At 68.8% G+C, this 17,249-nt stretch carries 14 protein-coding genes; 10 read left to right on the plus strand and 4 right to left on the minus strand.

What is annotated here, in order from left to right:
* Positions 1-119 precede the first annotated feature (119 nt).
* From F0357_RS16395 to F0357_RS16405, 3 genes are all read right to left on the minus strand, one after another.
* Positions 120-1,490: an ABC1 kinase family protein gene (locus F0357_RS16395; RefSeq protein WP_153484457.1), complete on the minus strand. Its 1,371-nt coding sequence runs from the start codon at positions 1,488-1,490 to the stop codon at positions 120-122.
* Positions 1,491-1,642: 152 nt separating this feature from the next.
* A complete protein-coding gene (locus tag F0357_RS16400; RefSeq protein ID WP_153484459.1) occupies positions 1,643-2,569 on the minus strand; it encodes a DMT family transporter in 927 nt (308 codons plus the stop codon).
* Positions 2,566-3,111 carry a MarR family winged helix-turn-helix transcriptional regulator gene (locus tag F0357_RS16405; protein WP_153484461.1) on the minus strand — a complete coding sequence of 182 codons (546 nt, stop codon included), beginning with the start codon at positions 3,109-3,111 and terminating at the stop codon, positions 2,566-2,568. The genes F0357_RS16400 and F0357_RS16405 overlap by 4 nt, the downstream gene beginning before the upstream one ends.
* 980 nt (positions 3,112-4,091) lie before the next feature.
* Between F0357_RS16405 and F0357_RS16410 the strand changes: the two genes are divergently transcribed.
* From F0357_RS16410 to argC, 4 genes are all read left to right on the plus strand, one after another.
* A complete protein-coding gene (locus tag F0357_RS16410) occupies positions 4,092-4,361 on the plus strand; it encodes an usg protein (protein WP_153484463.1) in 270 nt (89 codons plus the stop codon).
* A gap of 165 nt (positions 4,362-4,526) precedes the next feature.
* A complete protein-coding gene (locus F0357_RS16415) occupies positions 4,527-5,117 on the plus strand; it encodes an RNA pyrophosphohydrolase (RefSeq protein WP_153484466.1) in 591 nt (196 codons plus the stop codon).
* Positions 5,118-5,229: 112 nt separating this feature from the next.
* The gene (gene speB, locus F0357_RS16420) at positions 5,230-6,195 is read left to right on the plus strand and encodes an agmatinase (protein WP_153484468.1); all 966 of its coding nucleotides are present in this window, start codon (positions 5,230-5,232) and stop codon (positions 6,193-6,195) included.
* 164 nt (positions 6,196-6,359) lie between these two features.
* A complete protein-coding gene (argC, locus tag F0357_RS16425; RefSeq protein WP_153484471.1) occupies positions 6,360-7,412 on the plus strand; it encodes an N-acetyl-gamma-glutamyl-phosphate reductase in 1,053 nt (350 codons plus the stop codon).
* Between the two features lie 82 nt (positions 7,413-7,494).
* Here argC and F0357_RS16430 read toward each other — a convergent pair whose 3' ends face one another.
* Positions 7,495-9,159: a methyl-accepting chemotaxis protein gene (locus F0357_RS16430; protein WP_208948384.1), complete on the minus strand. Its 1,665-nt coding sequence runs from the start codon at positions 9,157-9,159 to the stop codon at positions 7,495-7,497.
* Positions 9,160-9,351: 192 nt separating this feature from the next.
* Between F0357_RS16430 and F0357_RS16435 the strand changes: the two genes are divergently transcribed.
* The 6 genes from F0357_RS16435 to F0357_RS16460 all read left to right on the plus strand — a co-directional run bounded on the left by F0357_RS16435 (position 9,352) and on the right by F0357_RS16460 (position 17,191).
* A complete protein-coding gene (locus F0357_RS16435) occupies positions 9,352-9,858 on the plus strand; it encodes a formate dehydrogenase subunit gamma (RefSeq protein ID WP_153484479.1) in 507 nt (168 codons plus the stop codon).
* On the plus strand, positions 9,855-11,429 hold the full coding sequence (locus tag F0357_RS16440; protein WP_312861629.1) for a formate dehydrogenase beta subunit: 1,575 nt from the start codon (positions 9,855-9,857) through the stop codon (positions 11,427-11,429). The genes F0357_RS16435 and F0357_RS16440 overlap by 4 nt, the downstream gene beginning before the upstream one ends.
* A gap of 14 nt (positions 11,430-11,443) precedes the next feature.
* A complete protein-coding gene (gene fdhF, locus F0357_RS16445) occupies positions 11,444-14,323 on the plus strand; it encodes a formate dehydrogenase subunit alpha (protein WP_153484489.1) in 2,880 nt (959 codons plus the stop codon).
* 532 nt (positions 14,324-14,855) lie between these two features.
* Positions 14,856-15,710: a formate dehydrogenase accessory sulfurtransferase FdhD gene (fdhD, locus tag F0357_RS16450; protein WP_153484497.1), complete on the plus strand. Its 855-nt coding sequence runs from the start codon at positions 14,856-14,858 to the stop codon at positions 15,708-15,710.
* A 10-nt stretch (positions 15,711-15,720) separates the two neighbouring features.
* Positions 15,721-16,035 (plus strand): formate dehydrogenase subunit delta, encoded by a 315-nt coding sequence (locus tag F0357_RS25525; protein WP_153484501.1) that lies wholly within the window; start codon positions 15,721-15,723, stop codon positions 16,033-16,035.
* A gap of 97 nt (positions 16,036-16,132) precedes the next feature.
* Entirely contained in the window at positions 16,133-17,191 is a 1,059-nt protein-coding gene (locus F0357_RS16460) for a sugar-binding transcriptional regulator (protein WP_153484505.1), read from the plus strand.
* Positions 17,192-17,249: the final 58 nt, after the last annotated feature.

Genomic DNA, 17,249 nt, shown 5'->3' on the forward strand with positions numbered 1-17,249 from the left:
CCGGAGGCCGGCGGGGTGGGGTTGGGCTATAGAAGAAGCCGGTCAGGGTGGGGCCCGGCGCCGTAAGGCGCTGTTGTCACGTGTGAGGCCCTGCCTCATTCATCCCACGATAGGGCGCCTCACGCCGCCGGCAGCGCCGCCAGCCCGACGCCCTGGAGTGCTGCGTTCTGGCGCGCCGCGAGCTTCGCTTCGCTGTAGTCCTCGATCGCCCGTTCGAACAGCCGGTGGAAGTTGAGCTCCGCGCCGAGATGCAGAAAGACGCCGCCGAGGCCGAGGGCGGCGCGGTCCATGAACACGAACTCGCGCGGCACCGTCACTGGGCCGATGCGCTTCAGCGCCTGGGCGACGGCGAAGGCTTCCTTGCGGCCGTACTCGGCCGCGCTGACGCCGTCCGCGATCGGCCGCACGCGATCCTCGAGCAGCGGCCCGTAGATGAAGCCGGCCCAGATGTTGAGCGTCTCGATCAATTCCTTGCTGAGATTGCGGAAGCCCCAGATTCCGTAGGCCGCGACGACGCGCTCCCGGTCGCCCGTCTTGAGACCCTGGTAGAGCTCGATGACGCCGGAGACGAAGCGCGCCGGGAAGATGCGGATGCAGCCATAATCGAGAAGGTTCACGCCGGCCGGGCGGCCGTCCTCGGTGTAGATCGTGTAGTTGCCGAGGTGCGGATCGCCGTGGATGACGCCGAACCGGGCGAACGGGTGCCACCAGGCGCGGAACATGGTTTCGGCGATGCGGTTGCGGTCCTCGAGCGGGTGCTCCTTGAACGACAAGAGCCGCTCACCCTCGAGCCAACCCATGGTGAGGAGACGCTTGGTCGACAGCGCCGGGTCGATGACCGGCACGCGCAGGCCCGGCTCCTCACCGAGGATGATGCCGTAGAGCGCGGCGTTGCGTGCCTCGCGGCGATAATCGAGCTCTTCCCTGAGCCGGGCGCCGACCTCCTCGGCGATCTCCCGCGTTTCGATTGCGGGCCGCATGCGGCGGTGGATGGAGAGCAGCACGCCGAACTGCTTGAGGTCGGCTTCGACCGCCGATTCCATGTCGGGATATTGCAGCTTCACCGCGAGCGGCCGGCCGTCGAGCGAGACGGCGCGGTGCACCTGGCCGAGCGAGGCCGCCGCCGCCGGCTCGCGCTCGAAGCTCTTGAAGCGCTTTTCCCAATCGGGGCCGAGCTCGGCCATCATGCGCCGCTTCACGAAGGCCCAGCCCATCGGCGGGGCGTTCGATTGGAGGCTCGCGAGCGCCTCGGCATATTCCGGCGGCACGGCTTCGGGGATCGTCGAGAGGAGCTGCGCCACCTTCATCAGGGGCCCCTTCAGCCCGCCGAGCGCGGCGGCGATCTCGCCCGCGGTCTTCTCCGCGTCGAGTTCGCGGCCCATCAGACGGGCGCCGAGCACCTTGGTCGCGACGCCGGAAATGTCCGTGCCGACCTTGGCATAGCGCGCGGCGCGGGCCGAGAAGCGGTTGCGTTCCTTGTCGTCGGCCATGCAGTCACGCCCTCAACGCTCGCTCCCGGAGACGGTCCGGGAGGATGGTTTCGTCCGCCCTCAAAGTGGCGGCCGCGCGGCGAATGGCAAGGGCGGGGGTGCGGTCAGGGCGTCGCATCTTCGGGCTACGCCGGCGGATCGGCTGGTCCGGATCAGCCGCGCCGGCGAGCGATCGCGACCACGGCTCCGATCACCACGGCGCAGCCGAGCCACTGCACCGGCGCCATGCGTTCGCCGAGCAGAACGAGCGCGCCGGTGACGCCGAACACGGGGGTCAGCGCGAGCGGCAGCGAGGCGACGTTGGCGGGTACGCTCCGGAGGCCGGTCAGGTAGAGCCAGAACGGCAGGGAATATTGCGCGAGCCCGCTCGCGACCGCGGCTGCGACGACGAGCGGCGGCACGGAGGACGGCAGCGTCTCGAGCCCGGACACAACCGCGAGCGGCAGCAGGACCACGATGAGGGCGAGCCCCACGCTCTGTTGAAGGGCCGCGAGCGGCAGCGGGTCGATCGCGGCGACGATCCGGCTTGACGCGGTGACGTAGACCGCGGCGAGGAGGGTTCCGAGCGCGAGAAGGCCGTCGCCGACGAACGAGGCGACACCATCCCCGCCGTCGCCGCCGGTCACCAGGATGACGCCGCCGATCGCGAGCGCCGTCGCCAGGAGAACTGTCCGGCTGGCGCGCTCGCCGAACGCCGCCCAGACGATCACCACGATCATCGCCGGCTCGACCGCGCTGATGATGGCGGCATGGGTTGCGCTCGTCAGCGCCAAGCCCGGCACGGCAACGGCATAAGCGAGGCCGGGTTCGAGGAGCCCGGTCGCCGCGGCCCGCCAGCCCGCCCGGCGCGGCGGCAGCCGGCGACGTGCGACGAGCGTGGCCGTCCACAAGGCTGCGATGCTGCCAAAGAGCTGGAGCGCGAGCAGGGTGAGCGGCGGGAGGGTATCGAGCAGCCCCTTGGTGATCGGGATCGAGAGCCCCCAGGCAGCCGCCGCGCCGATCAGGCAGAGCATTGCCCGGCCGGCGCCGAGGGGACGCGGCAGCGGATCGGTGAGGGCGTCGTCGCGGGGAACGGTCATGGCGTGCGGTGCTCGCAGGCGAGAGCGGTCTGTTCGACCGGGCACTTCTCCGCGGAGCAGACATCCTCGTTGCAGAGGCGGCAGATGTGGTCGGCCTGTTCCCGGCTTTCGGTGAGGTTTTCGAGCATGGTCGCGAGCAAGCGCTCGAGATGGCCGACATCGTCCCCCGAAAGGCGCCGCAGCGCCGCGCCGAGGGCCGCTTCGCGTGCGGCGAGCAGACGGCCGCGCAGCGCCTCGCCCGCCGGTGTCAGGGCAAGCAGAACCTGTCGCCGGTCGTCCCCGGCGCGCCGCGCGACGAGCCCATCCGCCGTGAGTTGTTCGACGAGGCGCACCGCGACGGAATGGGTGAGGCCGAGGATCTTGGCGAGCCGGCCGATCGAGGTGCCGGGGTAGGGGCCGAGGGTGACGATCGCGGCGCAGGCGCTCGGCCCCAGTCCCTCGGACGGGCCGTCCCGGCCGATACCGCGCATCGCCGCCGCCTGCGCGTCGCCGAGCGACAAGGCGAGGGCCCCGAGGAGATTGAGGAGACGTGCTTGGGTCATGCCTGGATTATATGTGTGCCGAATGAATATATCAAAGCAAGAATCCGTCGGGCGGGCGTTGGCGAGAGGGTGGTCGTGTAGAGGGGGCGACGGCCGGCTGGCCCCTCCGCTCGCCGCGCCATTGCCAGCCTTGTGCGGGCAATCTCGGGCGGAAGGCGTCGGCGCCGGGTGGAGAGGCCCGCCCCTCCATCATCATTGCCGGCCTCTGCCGAAAGCACAGGCGGCGGGGCGAGTCCGGCTCCTGTCTTCGGCGCATATCACGCGTGGCCCTGGAGCCCCCGGACGAGCTGGGGGATGACGATGGAGAGGTCATTGTGCGCTGTGAGCGCGGGGGACGGTCGGTGAGGCGGATGCTCCTGGCGGCCCGTTTGTCGGGCGGATGCGTGGCAGCCGCGCGGAGAGTGGATTGGATGGGGTGGGCTTGCGATCGCGGGAGCCGATCCCGGCGGGGCGCGCGGTCGAGCACAACCGCGACGCCGCCACCGGATCGTGGGCGCGCCGTGGGAGGGGCGCCGCCCTGAGGCATCGGCGAGACCTTGCGCTTGACCGGAAGATTGGACGGGAGGGGTGACCGAAATCACCCCTCCCGCGCCGCCGTTCCCCTCTTATCCGAATCGGCGTCGCTCAATCCTGGCGAACCCGACCCCCGTGGGTCCGATCGCCGGGAGACATCTCTTCACGGCCCGAGCCAGCGCAACAGATCTCGCGCGGAACGACTTCTATCATTCAAGATGCGTGCCAGCCTCGATCCGGCGGATTTCGGAGCATGTCGCGTCTGCCCCTGCCCAAAATCGGAGCATCGAGATGCTCAAATGGGCGGCCTTTCGGTCGGTCTGACCGCCCCCGCGGCATCCTGTCAGCACTCCCGGCGATATGCTGCTAACACTCTGATTTGGTTGCAATTTTTCAATTAGGCGGCTTGCCGGGCGGAGAATTCGTGGCAAAATCTCCCGGTGTGCTGTTCCCATCGGAGGATTGCCATGCACGATCGCGTCTTCGAGAAGCAGATGGCCGGCTACGGCCTGACCACGGCGCATCTCCTCTACCGCCTTCCCGATCACCCCAAGATCCTGCAAAGCTACATCTGGCAGGAATACGATCTCGCCCCGGCCTTTCCTGAACTCAAACGCTTCATCGCCTTCTGGCAGCGCGAACTCGAGGGGGCGCTCGTACACGTCGAGGTCGCGCATCGCGACGTGATCGGGGCGGCATCTGTCCGCCGGGTGGACGGGCTGCTCTCTCTGCACTGATCGCGGCACGGCTGTCGCGGGGCCGGGCCAGCGGCGGCCGTCTCGGCCCCGCGTCGCCACGCTCCCTCGCTCGCGAGGCCGTCGCTTGACCTTCTCGGTCCGCCCGGATAGCCCGGCGTCGGGCCCGGCCGAGCGGGGGCAGGTGCCGGAGCGACGGAGACGGCCATGAGCCACGATCACAAGCACGGCGATCACGAGCACGGCAAGAAGCGCGAAAAGAAGCACCACGACACCCCGGCCAAAGCTGTTCCGGTCGATGAATTGCCCTATCGACCCTGCGTCGGCATCGTCCTCCTCTCGGCCGACGGCCTCGTTTTCGTCGGCCGGCGCGCCGGCGGTGAGGAGCAGGTCGATTCCGCCCACGCCTGGCAGATGCCTCAAGGCGGCATCGACGGCGAGGAGGACCCCTTGGAGGCCGCCAAGCGCGAGCTCTACGAGGAAACCGGCGTGCGCAGCGTCAGCCTGCTCGCGGAAACACCCGACTGGGTGCGTTACGACCTGCCGCCCGAACTCGTCGGTAAGGCCTGGAAGGGGCGCTATCGCGGGCAGATCCAGAAATGGTTCGCGTTCCGCTTCGAGGGACCGGACAGCGAGATCGACGTGCTGAAGCCGCCCGGCGGCCACAAGGCGGAGTTCGCCGAATGGCGCTGGGAGCGGCTGGCGCGCCTGCCCGATCTCGTCGTGCCGTTCAAGCGTGCCGTCTACGAGAAGGTCGTCGCCGCCTTCGCTCCGCTCGTGCCGGCGGCGCACGACTGAACGGGGTGCTCGTGCGAGAGGCGCACGCGGGACGGCTGATTTCGCCGGCCGGCTCTGCTAGGAGAGGGGACCTCGGACAGCCGTCCGTGTCCCTTCTCGAGCCGGAGCCGCCATGGCCGACACCGCTTCGTACCGCCCCACCGACAACGCCTTCCTCGGTCCGCTCAAGGGCGGCTCCTACGAGGCCGCCTTCACCGGCGCGCTGTCGTTTATGCGCCGCCGCTATTCCCGTGATCTCGCCGGAATCGACGCGGTGGTGTGGGGTGCGCCGTTCGACAGCGCGGTGACGAACCGGCCGGGGGCTCGCTTCGGACCCCAGGCGATCCGCCGGGCCTCGGCGATCCTCTGCGGCGATCCGCAATATCCGTTCGCCTTCGATCCGTTCGAGACGCTGGCGGTGATCGATTGGGGCGACGCGTCGTTCGACCAGGGCTATCCGATGGAGGCCGCGGCGCAGATCAAAGCGCAGGCCGACGTGATCCTCGCCTCGGGCGCGTTCCTCCTGACCCTCGGCGGCGACCATTATGTCACCTGGCCGCTGCTCCAGGCCCACGTCGAGAAGCACGGGCCCGTTGCGCTCGTGCAGTTCGACGCCCACCAGGACACCTGGGACGACGACGGTGGCCGCATCGATCACGGCAGCTTCGTCGCCCGGGCGGTCAAGGCGGGCCTGATCGACGCCGAGCACTCGATCCAGATCGGCATCCGCACCCATGCGCCCGACACCTGCGGCATCGAGATCGTGTACGCCCACGAGGTGGAGACGCTTGGGGTCGCCGGCCTTGTCGAGTGCATCACCTCGCGCGTCGGCACCGCCAAGACCTATGTGACCTTCGACATCGATTGCCTCGACCCCGCCTTCGCGCCGGGCACCGGCACGCCGGTGTCCGGCGGTCTTTCGAGCCGCGAGGCGTTGATGACGCTGCGGGCGCTCGGCGGCCTCGACATCGTCGGCGCCGACATCGTCGAGGTGGCGCCGGCCTACGACCACGCCGACATCACCGCGATCGCCGGTTCGACCGTGGCCCTCTATTATCTCGGCCTGCTCGCCGAGAAGCGGGGCGCCGGCCGCGACTGATCCGCAAGGCGGGGCCGTGCCGGGCCGCGCCGCCGTGCGGAGAATGCGCGGCGGCCGTGCGGAATTCGTCACACAACGGCGCGGCGAAGTGCGCTAAAGGAAGCGGCCCGGATCGGCGCATGCGGCGCCGTCGGGCCGTTCATCTTTTCGCTGGGTGTTTCGCCATGTCTACGTCGCTGCGCATCGCCGTCCTCGGCGCCTCGGGCTATACCGGGTCCGAACTGGTGCGCCTGCTGATGCGACACCCGAACGCCAAGATCGTCGCGCTCTCCGCCGAGTCGAAGGCCGGCAAGACGATGGCCGAGGTCTTCCCGCAATTCGCGCCGTTCGATCTGCCGCGGCTCGTAAAGATCGAGGAAATCGACCTCGACACGGTCGACGTGGTGTTCTGCGCGCTGCCGCACGCCACCACCCAGCTCGTGCTCAAGGACGTGCTGACCCGCAAGCCGTCGCTCAAGGTGATCGATCTCTCGGCCGATTTCCGCCTCGCCGATCCGGACGCCTATGCCAAGTGGTATGGCCATGAGCATCAGGCGCTGGAGCTCCAGAAGGAAGCGGTCTACGGCCTGACCGAGATCCATCGCGCGGCGATCGCCAAGGCGCGGCTCGTCGCCAACCCGGGCTGCTTCACCACCACGTCGCTGCTGCCGGTCATCCCGCTCCTCGCCGAGCGGGCGATCGAGGCCGATCCGATCGTGGTCGACGCCAAGACCGGCATGTCCGGCGCCGGCCGTGCCGCCAAGGAGGCGATGCTGTTCTCCGAAGTCGCCGAGGGCATCCACGCCTACGGCGTCGCGAGCCACCGCCACACCGCCGAGCTCGACCAGGAATATTCGCTCGCCGCCGGCCGTTCGGTCATCGCGACCTTCACGCCGCATCTGACCCCGATGATCCGCGGCATCTACGCCACGATCTATCTGCGCACCGCGGAAGGCTTCGGCCCGGCGCGCCTGCACGAGATCCTCGCCGCGCGCTATGCGGCCGAGCCTTTCGTGACGGTGCTGCCGCTCGGCCAGGTGCCGCAATCGCGCCACGTGAAGGGCTCGAACCACGTCCAGATCGGCATTGTGCCGGACCGCATCGCCGGCCGTGCCATCGTGCTCTCGACCCTCGACAATCTGGTCAAGGGCGCGTCGGGCCAGGCGATCCAGAACATGAACGTCGTCACCGGCCTGCCCGAGACGACGGGCGTCGATCAGATCGCCCTGTTCCCCTGAGCCGTCCTGCCTGAATGCGAAGCGCCGGCCTCCATGAGGGGCCGGCGCTTTCGTTTCGGAGCAATCGATTCGCGCGCGAAGATCAGGCGGCGCGGACTTGGGTCAGGAATTCCGCTACTTCCCGGCGGATCACCTCCGATTGCCGGCCGAGCTCGCTCGAGGCCTGGAGCACCAGGCTCGCTGCCGAGGTGGTCTCGGCCGCGGCCCGCGTCACGCCGCTCATGTTCGAGGTCACGTCCCGCGTTCCCGCCGAGGCCTGATTGACGCTCGAGGCGATCTCCTGGGTCGCCGAAAGCTGCTGCTCGATTGAGTCCGCCACTTCACCGGTGATGCCGCTCATCTGTCCGATGGTGCCGGCGATCGCGTCGATGGCGACGGCGGCGCGCTTAGTCACCGCTTGGATTTCCGAAACCTGCGTGCCGATCTGGGCCGTCGCCGTCGCGGTCTGGCTCGCCAGATCCTTCACCTCGGACGCCACGACTGCGAAGCCGCGGCCGGCGTCGCCGGCCCGCGCCGCCTCGATGGTCGCATTGAGGGCCAGCAGATTCGTCTGCGAGGCGATCGCTTCGATGAGGGCTGTGATCTGCCCGATCTTCTGGGAGCCGGCGGTCAGTTCGCGGATGAGAGCGACGGTGTGGGCGGCCTCGCGATCGGCCGCTTCGGCGATCTCGCTCGACGATTCCACGCGGCGGCTGATCTCGCCGATCGAGGCGGCGAGTTCTTCGGCGGCACTCGCCACCGTCTGCACGTTCGAATCAGCCTCGATCGAGGCGGAGGCGGCGGCGTTTGAGCGCTCCGAGGTGTCGTCGGCGGAGTTGGTGAGGGCGTGGGCCGAGGTCGTCATCCGCTCCGCCGCGTCGGCGACGGCGGCGATGGCGCCACTCATCGCCTCGTCGAAGGATGAGATCATCTGCTCGATGACGGCCGTGCGCTTGGCGCGGGCGGTCGCCTCCAACGCCTGCACAGCTTCGAGGCGCTGCTTCTCTTGGGTGTTTATCTGGAACACCTCGACGGTGCGCGCCATCTGACCGATCTCGTCGGTGCGGTCGCGGCCGGGGATTGCGAGGTCCGCTTCGCCGCCGGCGAGCGCCGCCATGCTGCGATCGAGAGCCTTGATCGGGCGGGTGATGCTGCGGTTGATCAGCACCGCCGCACCGATCGAGAAGACAAAAGCGAGCAGGCCGACCAGGAGGCCGGCGGTCTTGTAGAATGCGGTCGCGCGGTCGAATTCGGCGTCGCTTGCTTGGGCCGCGGCCACCGCGCGGTCCCGGATCTTCGTGTAGTGGTTGAGAATGTCGCTGACGATTTCGTCGATCTCGCCGTCGAGGTCGCGGATGTCCTGGGTCATCTCGTTGGAGCTCGAGAGCTTCGGCAGCATCTCCTCGCGGTAGGTTTTGTCGAGCTTTTCGAGCGCGGCCTTGGCGGCATCGGAATCCGCCTTGTCTTCGGGCGAGCTCACATTGGCCGCGAGTGCGTCGGTCGTCACGTGCACCTCGGCGAGGGTGCTGGTCCACAGTGGCTTCGACGCATCGAGATCGTGGTTGATCTCGGAATCGGCGATCACCCGGTAGAGGGTTGGGGCGACGCCGGCCGTTCGCGAGGCGAGCTCGGCGAGACGCGCCGCGTCTGCGCCCGCATCCTGGATGTGACCCAGTTTACCGGTGGCGAGCCAACTTCCGCCCGTCATGATGGCGATCAGGACGGAGGGGACGAGGGCGCCGAGCGCGAGACGGCGTGCAATCGACATGCGGAGGCTCTCTGCTAATGACTTCCCTGCGCCGTTGAACCACATCGCCCTTGTCCGGACCTTGCACCACCGGACGGGAGCAACGATAGAAAACGTCTATCGTCGCACGGCGCGGCTCCCTTGATTGCCCCCGGCGTTCGTCCATATTTTGTGTAACTATAAATCTGGGAAACGCCGCGAAGGACGGTTGTGATGAGTGTCGGACAATCCGCGGCCGTAAGCGGCCGTTGGGATGCGGCTCGCGCGCGGGAGATCATCGACGCGCATCTCGCGCTCGAAGGCCCCATGATCCCGATCCTGCATGCGCTTCAGGAAGCCTTCGGCTATGTCGACGAGGCGGCCGTGCCGCTGATCGCGCAGGCGCTGAACCTCTCCCGCGCCGAGGTCCACGGTGTCGTCAGCTTCTATCACGATTTCCGCCGTGCCCCGGCCGGTCGGCACGCTCTCAAGCTGTGCCGCGCCGAGGCGTGCCAATCGGTCGGTTGCGACGCGCTGCACGAGAAGTTGCTCCACCGCCTGGGCCTCGACTGGGGCGCCACCACCGCGGACGGTGCGCTGACGATCGAACCCGTCTATTGCCTCGGTCTGTGCGCCACCGGCCCCTCGGCGATGATCGACGGCCGGCCCGTCGGCCGCCTGACGGAGACGCGCCTCGACAAGCTGGTCGCCTCGGCGCTCTCGGGGGAGGCCCGCCCGTGACGAGTGTTCGCCTCTATGTTCCGAAGGATGCCGTCGCCCTCGCGCTCGGGGCCGATGACGTCGTGGGCGCCCTGGGCGCGGCGGCCGCCGCGGCCGGCCGGCCGGTCGAGATCGTGCGCAACGGCTCCCGCGGGCTGTTTTGGCTCGAGCCGATGGTCGAGGTCGTCACGGCCGCCGGCCGCGTCGCCTACGGCCCGATCGCGCCGGAAGACGTGCCGGCGCTGGTGGCGAAGGGGCTGTTCGACGGCCTCGCGCCGAAAGGCGAGCACGCCGCGCTCTATCTCGGACCGACCGACGCGATCGCCTGGCTCGCCGGCCAGCAGCGCCTGACCTTCGCCCGCTGCGGCATCGTCGATCCCCTGTCGATCACGGATTATCGCGCGACCGGCGGCTTCGCCGGGCTGGAGCGTGCGGTCGCGATGGGCTCGGCCGCGATCGTCAAGGAAGTCACCGATTCCGGTCTGCGCGGCCGCGGCGGCGCCGGCTTCCCGACCGGCGTGAAGTGGAAGACCGTCGCCGAGGCCGCGGGCGAGCAGAAATACATCGTCTGCAATGCGGACGAGGGCGATTCCGGCACCTTCGCCGACCGTATGCTCATGGAAGGCGATCCGTTCGGTCTCATCGAAGGCATGGTGATCGCCGGCCTCGCGGTCGGGGCGACCAAGGGCTTCGTCTATTGCCGGTCGGAATATCCCCATGCCATCGCGACGTTCAACGAAGCGATCGCGATCGCCCACGGGGCGGGGCTCCTCGGGCACAACATCCTGGGCTCCGACCACGCCTTCGAACTCGAGCTGCGCGTCGGCGCCGGCGCCTATGTGTGCGGCGAGGAAACGGCGCTTCTCGAGAGCCTCGAAGGCAAGCGCGGCACGGTGCGGCCGAAGCCGCCGCTGCCGGCCCACAAGGGTCTGTTCGGCAAGCCGACCGTCATCAACAACCTGATCTCGCTCGCGACCGTTCCGGTCATTCTCGCGAAGGGCGCGGCGTTCTATCGGGACTTCGGCATGGGCCGCTCCCGCGGCACGATGCCGATCCAGCTCGCGGGCAATCTGAAGTTCGGCGGCCTCTACGAGACCGCCTTCGGCGTAACGCTCGGCGAACTCGTCGAGACCATCGGCGGCGGCACCTTGAGCGGCCGGCCGATCAAGGCGGTGCAGGTGGGCGGGCCGCTCGGCGCCTATTTCCCACCGGCGTTGTTCGATACGCCGTTCGACTACGAGGCGTTCGCCGCCCGCGACGGCCTGATCGGCCACGGCGGCGTCGTCGTGTTCGACGACACCGTGGACATGGCGGCGCAGGCCCGCTTCGCCTTCGAATTCTGCGCCCACGAGAGCTGCGGCAAGTGCACACCCTGCCGCATCGGCTCGACGCGCGGCGTCGAGGTGATCGACCGCGTGGTGCGCGGCGAGAACGCCGCCGCCAACCTCGAACTCGTCACCGACCTCTGCCAGACGATGAAGTTCGGCTCGCTGTGCGCGCTCGGCGGCTTCACGCCCTATCCCGTGATGAGCGCGATCCGTCATTTCCCCGAGGACTTCGACCGTCCGGCCCTGCCGGCCGCAGCCGAATGAGAAGGAGGGCCGTCATGGACCGGACCTTGGACAACGGCTTCGAGATCAACCCGACCGGCCTCGTCGAGGAAATCGACTACGGCACCCCGGCGGCGAAGTCCGACAAGACGGTGTCGCTCACCGTCGACGGCTTCCGCATCTCCGTGCCCGAGGGCACCTCGATCATGCGCGCGGCGAAGGAGGCGGGCATCACCGTCCCGAAGCTGTGCGCCACCGACATGCTGAATTCGTTCGGCTCCTGCCGCATGTGCCTCGTCGAGATCGAGGGCCGCAACGGCACCCCGGCTTCGTGTACGACGCCGGTCGCCGAGGGCATGGCGGTCAAGACCCAGACGCCGCGCCTCAAGGCGCTGCGCAAGGGCGTGATGGAGCTCTACATCTCCGACCACCCGCTCGATTGCCTGACCTGTGGCGCCAACGGCGATTGCGAATTGCAGGACATGGCCGGCGCGGTGGGGCTGCGCGAGGTCCGCTACGGCTATGCCGGCGAGAACCATTTCGACGCGGTCAAGGACGTCTCCAACCCCTATTTCCAGTACGATCCGTCGAAGTGCATCGTCTGCTCGCGCTGCGTGCGGGCCTGTGAGGAGGTGCAGGGCACCTTCGCGCTGACGATCGAGGGCAGGGGCTTCGACAGCCGGGTCTCGCCCGGCGCTCACGAGCTCTTCCTCGACTCCGAGTGCGTCTCCTGCGGCGCCTGCGTTCAGGCCTGCCCGACCGCGACCCTCATCGAGAAGTCGGTCGTCGAGATCGGCCAGCCGGAACATTCCGTCGTCACCACCTGCGCCTATTGCGGCGTCGGCTGCTCCTTCAAGGCGGAGATGCGCGGCACCGAAGTGGTGCGCATGGTGCCGTGGAAAGACGGCAAGGCGAACCGTGGCCATTCCTGCGTCAAGGGCCGCTTCGCCTGGGGCTACACCACCCACCGCGACCGCATCCTGAATCCGATGGTGCGGGCGAAGATCACCGATCCCTGGCGTGAGGTCTCGTGGGAAGAAGCGCTCTCCCACGTCGCCTCGGAGTTCAAGCGCATCCAGGCGACCTACGGCCGCAACGCCGTCGGCGGCATAACCTCGTCGCGCTGCACCAACGAGGAGACCTATCTGGTCCAGAAGCTGGTGCGCGCGGTGTTCGGCAACAACAATGTCGATACCTGCGCTCGCGTCTGCCACTCGCCGACCGGCTACGGCCTCAAGACGGCGTTCGGCACCTCCGCCGGCACCCAGGACTTCGATTCGGTCGAGGATGCCGACGTCATCCTCATCATCGGCGCCAACCCGACCGACGGCCATCCGGTGTTCGGCTCGCGCATGAAGAAGCGGCTGCGCGAGGGCGCCAAGCTCATCGTGATCGATCCGCGCCGCACCGACATCGTGCGCTCGCCCCATGTCGAGGCGGCCTTCCACTTGCCGCTGCGGCCCGGCACCAACGTCGCCGTCGTCAACGCGATCGCCCATGTCATCGTGACCGAGGGCCTCTACGACGAGGCCTTCGTCCGCGAGCGCTGCGATTGGTCCGAATTCGAGGGCTGGGCGACCTTCGTCGCCGAGGAGCGCAACAGCCCCGAGGCGGTCGCGGCGGTCTCCGGCGTCGATGCCGAGGCGATCCGCGGCGCCGCCCGGCTCTATGCCACCGGCGGCAACGCGGCGATCTATTACGGCCTCGGCGTCACCGAGCACAGCCAGGGCACCACCACCGTGATGGGCATGGCGAACCTCGCCATGGCGACCGGCAATCTCGGCCGCCGCGGCGTCGGCGTGAACCCGCTGCGCGGTCAGAACAACGTCCAGGGCTCGTGCGACATGGGCTCGTTCCCCCACGAGTTCACCGGCTACCGCCACGTCTCGGACGACGCCACGCGGGACATCTTCGAGAAGCTGTGGGGCGTCCCGCTGTCCAACGAGCCGGGCCTGCGCATCCCGAACATGCTCGATGCTGCCGTCGAGGGCGCCTTCAAGGGGCTCTATATCCAGGGCGAGGACATCGTGCAGTCCGACCCCGACACCCACCATGTCGCGGCCGGCCTCGAGGCGATGGAATGCGTCGTCGTGCAGGACCTGTTCCTGAACGAGACGGCGAACTACGCCCACGTCTTCCTGCCAGGCTCCACCTTCCTGGAGAAGGACGGCACCTTCACAAACGCCGAACGCCGCATCAGCCGCGTCCGCAAGGTGATGCCGTCCCGTTCCGGCATGGCCGATTGGGAGATCACCCTCGCCATCGCCAAGGCGCTCGGCGTCGAGATGCACTACGATCATCCGTCTGAGATCATGGACGAGATCGCGGCGACGACCCCGTCGTTCACCGGCGTCTCCTACGCCAAGCTCGAAGCCATGGGTTCGGTGCAGTGGCCGTGCAACGAGAAGGCGCCGGAGGGTACGCCGATCATGCACATCGGCGGCTTCTCGCGCGGCCTCGGCAAGTTCATGATCACCGAATATGTGGCGACGGACGAGCGCACGACGGGCCGCTTCCCGCTGCTGCTGACGACCGGCCGCATCCTGTCGCAATACAATGTCGGCGCGCAGACCCGGCGCACCGAGAATACCGTCTGGCATCCCGAAGACGTTCTGGAGATCCATGCCCACGATGCCGAGAACCGCGGCATCCGCGACGGCGACTGGATCAAGCTCGAAAGCCGCGCGGGCGCGACCACGCTCCGGGTGAAGATCTCCGACCGCGTCGCGCCGGGCGTCGTCTACACGACGTTCCACCACCCGGACACCCAGGCGAACGTCATCACCACCGACTATTCCGACTGGGCGACCAATTGCCCGGAATACAAGGTGACGGCGGTCCAGGTGGCGCCCTCGAACGGCCCGAGCGCCTGGCAGGAGGATTATGCCGAGCACGCCCGCCTGAGCCGCCGCATCCTGCCCGCCGCGGCGGAATGAGCCGGATGCGCGCGGGTCGGGCGGCACGGCGGCGCGAGCGGAACGCTCCGTCTATGGCGGCGATCGCCGCGGCCTCGCTGGCTGCTCCCGCAGCAATGGTGGCTGCTCCCTCTCCACACGACGCCTCACCCTCCCCTGCCAGGGGGAGGGTCGGCCCGCAGCGCCGGGGTGGGGTGCGCGCCACGATCACGACGTCCTCGTTCCCCTTCAGCCGGCCGTCGCGCACGCCACCCCACCCCGCCGGCCTTCGGCCGTCGACCCTCCCCCTGGCAGGGGAGGGTGCGGTCTCGCTTGGGGTTTGCGCACAGGCTCACGACGGATCCTTCTCCCCGCGTGCGGGGAGAAGGTGGCCCGCAGGGCCGGATGAGGGGATGTTTCGGTTCCCCAGCCTCTCGGTCTGCACCAGCCCCTCATCCGCCCCTTCGGGGCACCTTCTCCCCCGCGGGGGAGAAGGAAGGAGCGGCAATCTCTTCGGCAACGAGACCCTTCCCCTGGCAGGGGAGGGTGGGGCCGTGGGGAGAGGTGGGTGCCTATGACGCCCCCCGGTGCCCACGAAATACCCCGCATCGTCTGGCGTGACGGCACCGCGACCGTGTCTCCGCGGGTGGTCCCGGCGGAGGTGCCGGTCGCCTTCACCTTCAACGGCACGTCCCACGCCGTGATGATGGCGTCGCCGACCGACCTCGAGGATTTCGCCCTCGGCTTCGCCCTCAGCGAAGGCCTCATCGGCGGCGAGGGCGAAATCGAGAGCCTCGAAATCCTCGAGGCCGATCTCGGCGAGGCGCTGGGCTTCGAGGCGCGGATGTGGATCGGCGAGGCGCCGATGGGCCGGCTCCTCGAACGCCGCCGGCGCATCGCCGGCCCGACCGGCTGCGGCCTCTGTGGCATCGAGAGCCTCGACGAGGCGATGCGGCCCGTCCCCGCCGTCGAAGCCGATCTCCTGGTGCCGCCCGAGGCGATCCTCGCCGCGCTCGGTCGCCTCGACGAGGCCCAGGCGCTCGGGCGCGCCACCCGCGCGGTCCACGCCGCCGCCCTCGTGTCCACGGCGGGCGAGCTCCGCCTCGTCCGCGAAGACGTCGGCCGCCACAACGCTCTCGACAAGCTGATCGGCGCCACGGCGCGCGCCGGCTTGTCGGGCCACGACGGCTTCGTCCTGGTGACGAGCCGTGTTTCCATCGAGATGGTGCAGAAGACCGCCGTGCTTGGTGCGGCGCTTCTCGTCGCCGTTTCCGCGCCGACCGCGCTCGCGGTCGCAACCGCCGACAAGGCGGGGCTGACCCTCGTCGCTGTCGCCCGTCGCGACGGCTTCGAGATTTTCACCCACCCCCGCCGGATCGCCGGCATCGCCGCCGCCGCAGATGCCGGCGCCGAGACCATTCCCGCCTGAGCCCCGCGCCATGTCCCAGCCCATCACCTCCGCCGACACCCCGACGAGCCGCCCGCTCCACGACGATCCCCACGAGGGCGGCGCCGAGGGGCACCACCACGATCCGGCCGCGAAGTTGACGCGGATGGCGAACCAGATCGGCACCTTCTTCGCCCATCAGGTCCGCGGACCCGGCGAGCATGACGCGGCCGTGGACGCGATCGTGAAGCACCTCAAGGACTTCTGGGACCCGCGCATGCGCCGCCAGATCCGCGCCCACTTGGCCGCGGGCGGCGCCGGCCTCGATCCTCTGGTGCGCGACGCCATCGAGAAACTCGGCGACTGAGCGGCCGCCCGGCGGCTCCACCCGCAATGGGTGTGACGCGGCGCCACGGCGGCGCGAATCTCTTTGAAATTTCCGCGCGCTGCCTAATATGGCGGGCATGTCGCAAGCAAAAACCAACGCCCATGCCGGCGCCAAGCCGGCCACCAAGAGCGCGACGCCGCGCAAGACCAACCGGGAAGAGGCCGATCTGGTCGAAGTCGAGCCGGTCGGACGGCGCTCGGCGCGCCTGCGGCTGCGTGCGGCCTGGATGTATTATGTCGAGGAGATGACGCAGAACGCCATCGCCGAGGCGCTGGGCATCGGCCGCGTCACGGTGGTGCGCCTGCTCTCGGACGCCCGCGCCTTGCACGAGGTGAAGATCTCGCTGAGCCGCGAGGTCGCCGAACTGCCCCGCCTCGAGCGCGCGCTCGAACGCACCTTTGGCCTCGGCGAGGCGATCGTGGCGCCGCTCTCGACCGCCGACGCCGATCCGACCGCGCCGATCGGTGCCGCGACCGGCCAATTCATCTCCGACTTCGTCAAGCCCGGCATGAAGCTCGGGGTCGGCTGGGGCCGCACGCTGTTGCGTGCGCTCTCCTTCATCGACGAGCGGCCGACGCCGGACCTCTCCGTCGTTTCGCTCCTCGGCGGCATCACCAAGGCGAAGCAATACAACCCGGCCGAATTCGCCTGGCAGTTCTCCCGCCTTTTCCAGGCGGATTGCTACCTGCTGCCGGCGCCGGCCCTCGTCGACAGCGTCGAGACCAAACAGGCGCTGATCGAGCGTTGCGGCCTCTCAGACGTGTTCGGCTTCGCCCGCACCCTCGATGCGGTTGTGCTCAGCGTCGGCGGCGTGGCACCGACCAGCACCGCCTATCGGTTCGGCTATTTCTCCGAGAACGACCGCGCCTCGCTGATCGAGCACGGGGCGGTCGGCGACATGATCTATTTCTTCTTCGACGCCGAAGGGCGCATCGTCGATCATCCGGTGAACAGCCGGGTGATGGCGGTGCCGATCGACTTCATCAAGGACACGCCGACCCGCATCCTGACCTCCGGCGGCCCGGAGAAGGTCGAGGCGATCCTCGGCGCCCTGAAGCTTCTGAAGCCGACCGTGTTCATCACCGACGAAGTGACCGCGGCCGCGATGTTGAAGACGGTGGGCGAGGGCGCCTGACGCCCGTTCATGCTATGATGTTCCGTCTTCGGCCCGAACCAGGGCCGCGACCCGAGTA

Source organism: Segnochrobactrum spirostomi (assembly GCF_009600605.1).
GTDB classification, from domain to species: Bacteria; Pseudomonadota; Alphaproteobacteria; order Rhizobiales; family Segnochrobactraceae; genus Segnochrobactrum; species Segnochrobactrum spirostomi.

Bases quoted from the DNA above. Each gene is read 5' to 3' on its own strand.
- F0357_RS16395 (WP_153484457.1), bottom strand. From the start codon at position 1,490: ATGGCCGACGACAAGGAACGCAACCGCTTCTCGGCCCGCGCCGCGCGC.
- F0357_RS16400 (WP_153484459.1), bottom strand. From the start codon at position 2,569: ATGACCGTTCCCCGCGACGACGCCCTCACCGATCCGCTGCCGCGTCCC.
- F0357_RS16405 (WP_153484461.1), bottom strand. From the start codon at position 3,111: ATGACCCAAGCACGTCTCCTCAATCTCCTCGGGGCCCTCGCCTTGTCG.
- F0357_RS16410 (WP_153484463.1), top strand. From the start codon at position 4,092: ATGCACGATCGCGTCTTCGAGAAGCAGATGGCCGGCTACGGCCTGACC.
- F0357_RS16415 (WP_153484466.1), top strand. From the start codon at position 4,527: ATGAGCCACGATCACAAGCACGGCGATCACGAGCACGGCAAGAAGCGC.
- speB (WP_153484468.1), top strand. From the start codon at position 5,230: ATGGCCGACACCGCTTCGTACCGCCCCACCGACAACGCCTTCCTCGGT.
- argC (WP_153484471.1), top strand. From the start codon at position 6,360: ATGTCTACGTCGCTGCGCATCGCCGTCCTCGGCGCCTCGGGCTATACC.
- F0357_RS16430 (WP_208948384.1), bottom strand. From the start codon at position 9,159: ATGTCGATTGCACGCCGTCTCGCGCTCGGCGCCCTCGTCCCCTCCGTC.
- F0357_RS16435 (WP_153484479.1), top strand. From the start codon at position 9,352: ATGAGTGTCGGACAATCCGCGGCCGTAAGCGGCCGTTGGGATGCGGCT.
- fdhF (WP_153484489.1), top strand. From the start codon at position 11,444: ATGGACCGGACCTTGGACAACGGCTTCGAGATCAACCCGACCGGCCTC.
- fdhD (WP_153484497.1), top strand. From the start codon at position 14,856: ATGACGCCCCCCGGTGCCCACGAAATACCCCGCATCGTCTGGCGTGAC.
- F0357_RS25525 (WP_153484501.1), top strand. From the start codon at position 15,721: ATGTCCCAGCCCATCACCTCCGCCGACACCCCGACGAGCCGCCCGCTC.
- F0357_RS16460 (WP_153484505.1), top strand. From the start codon at position 16,133: ATGTCGCAAGCAAAAACCAACGCCCATGCCGGCGCCAAGCCGGCCACC.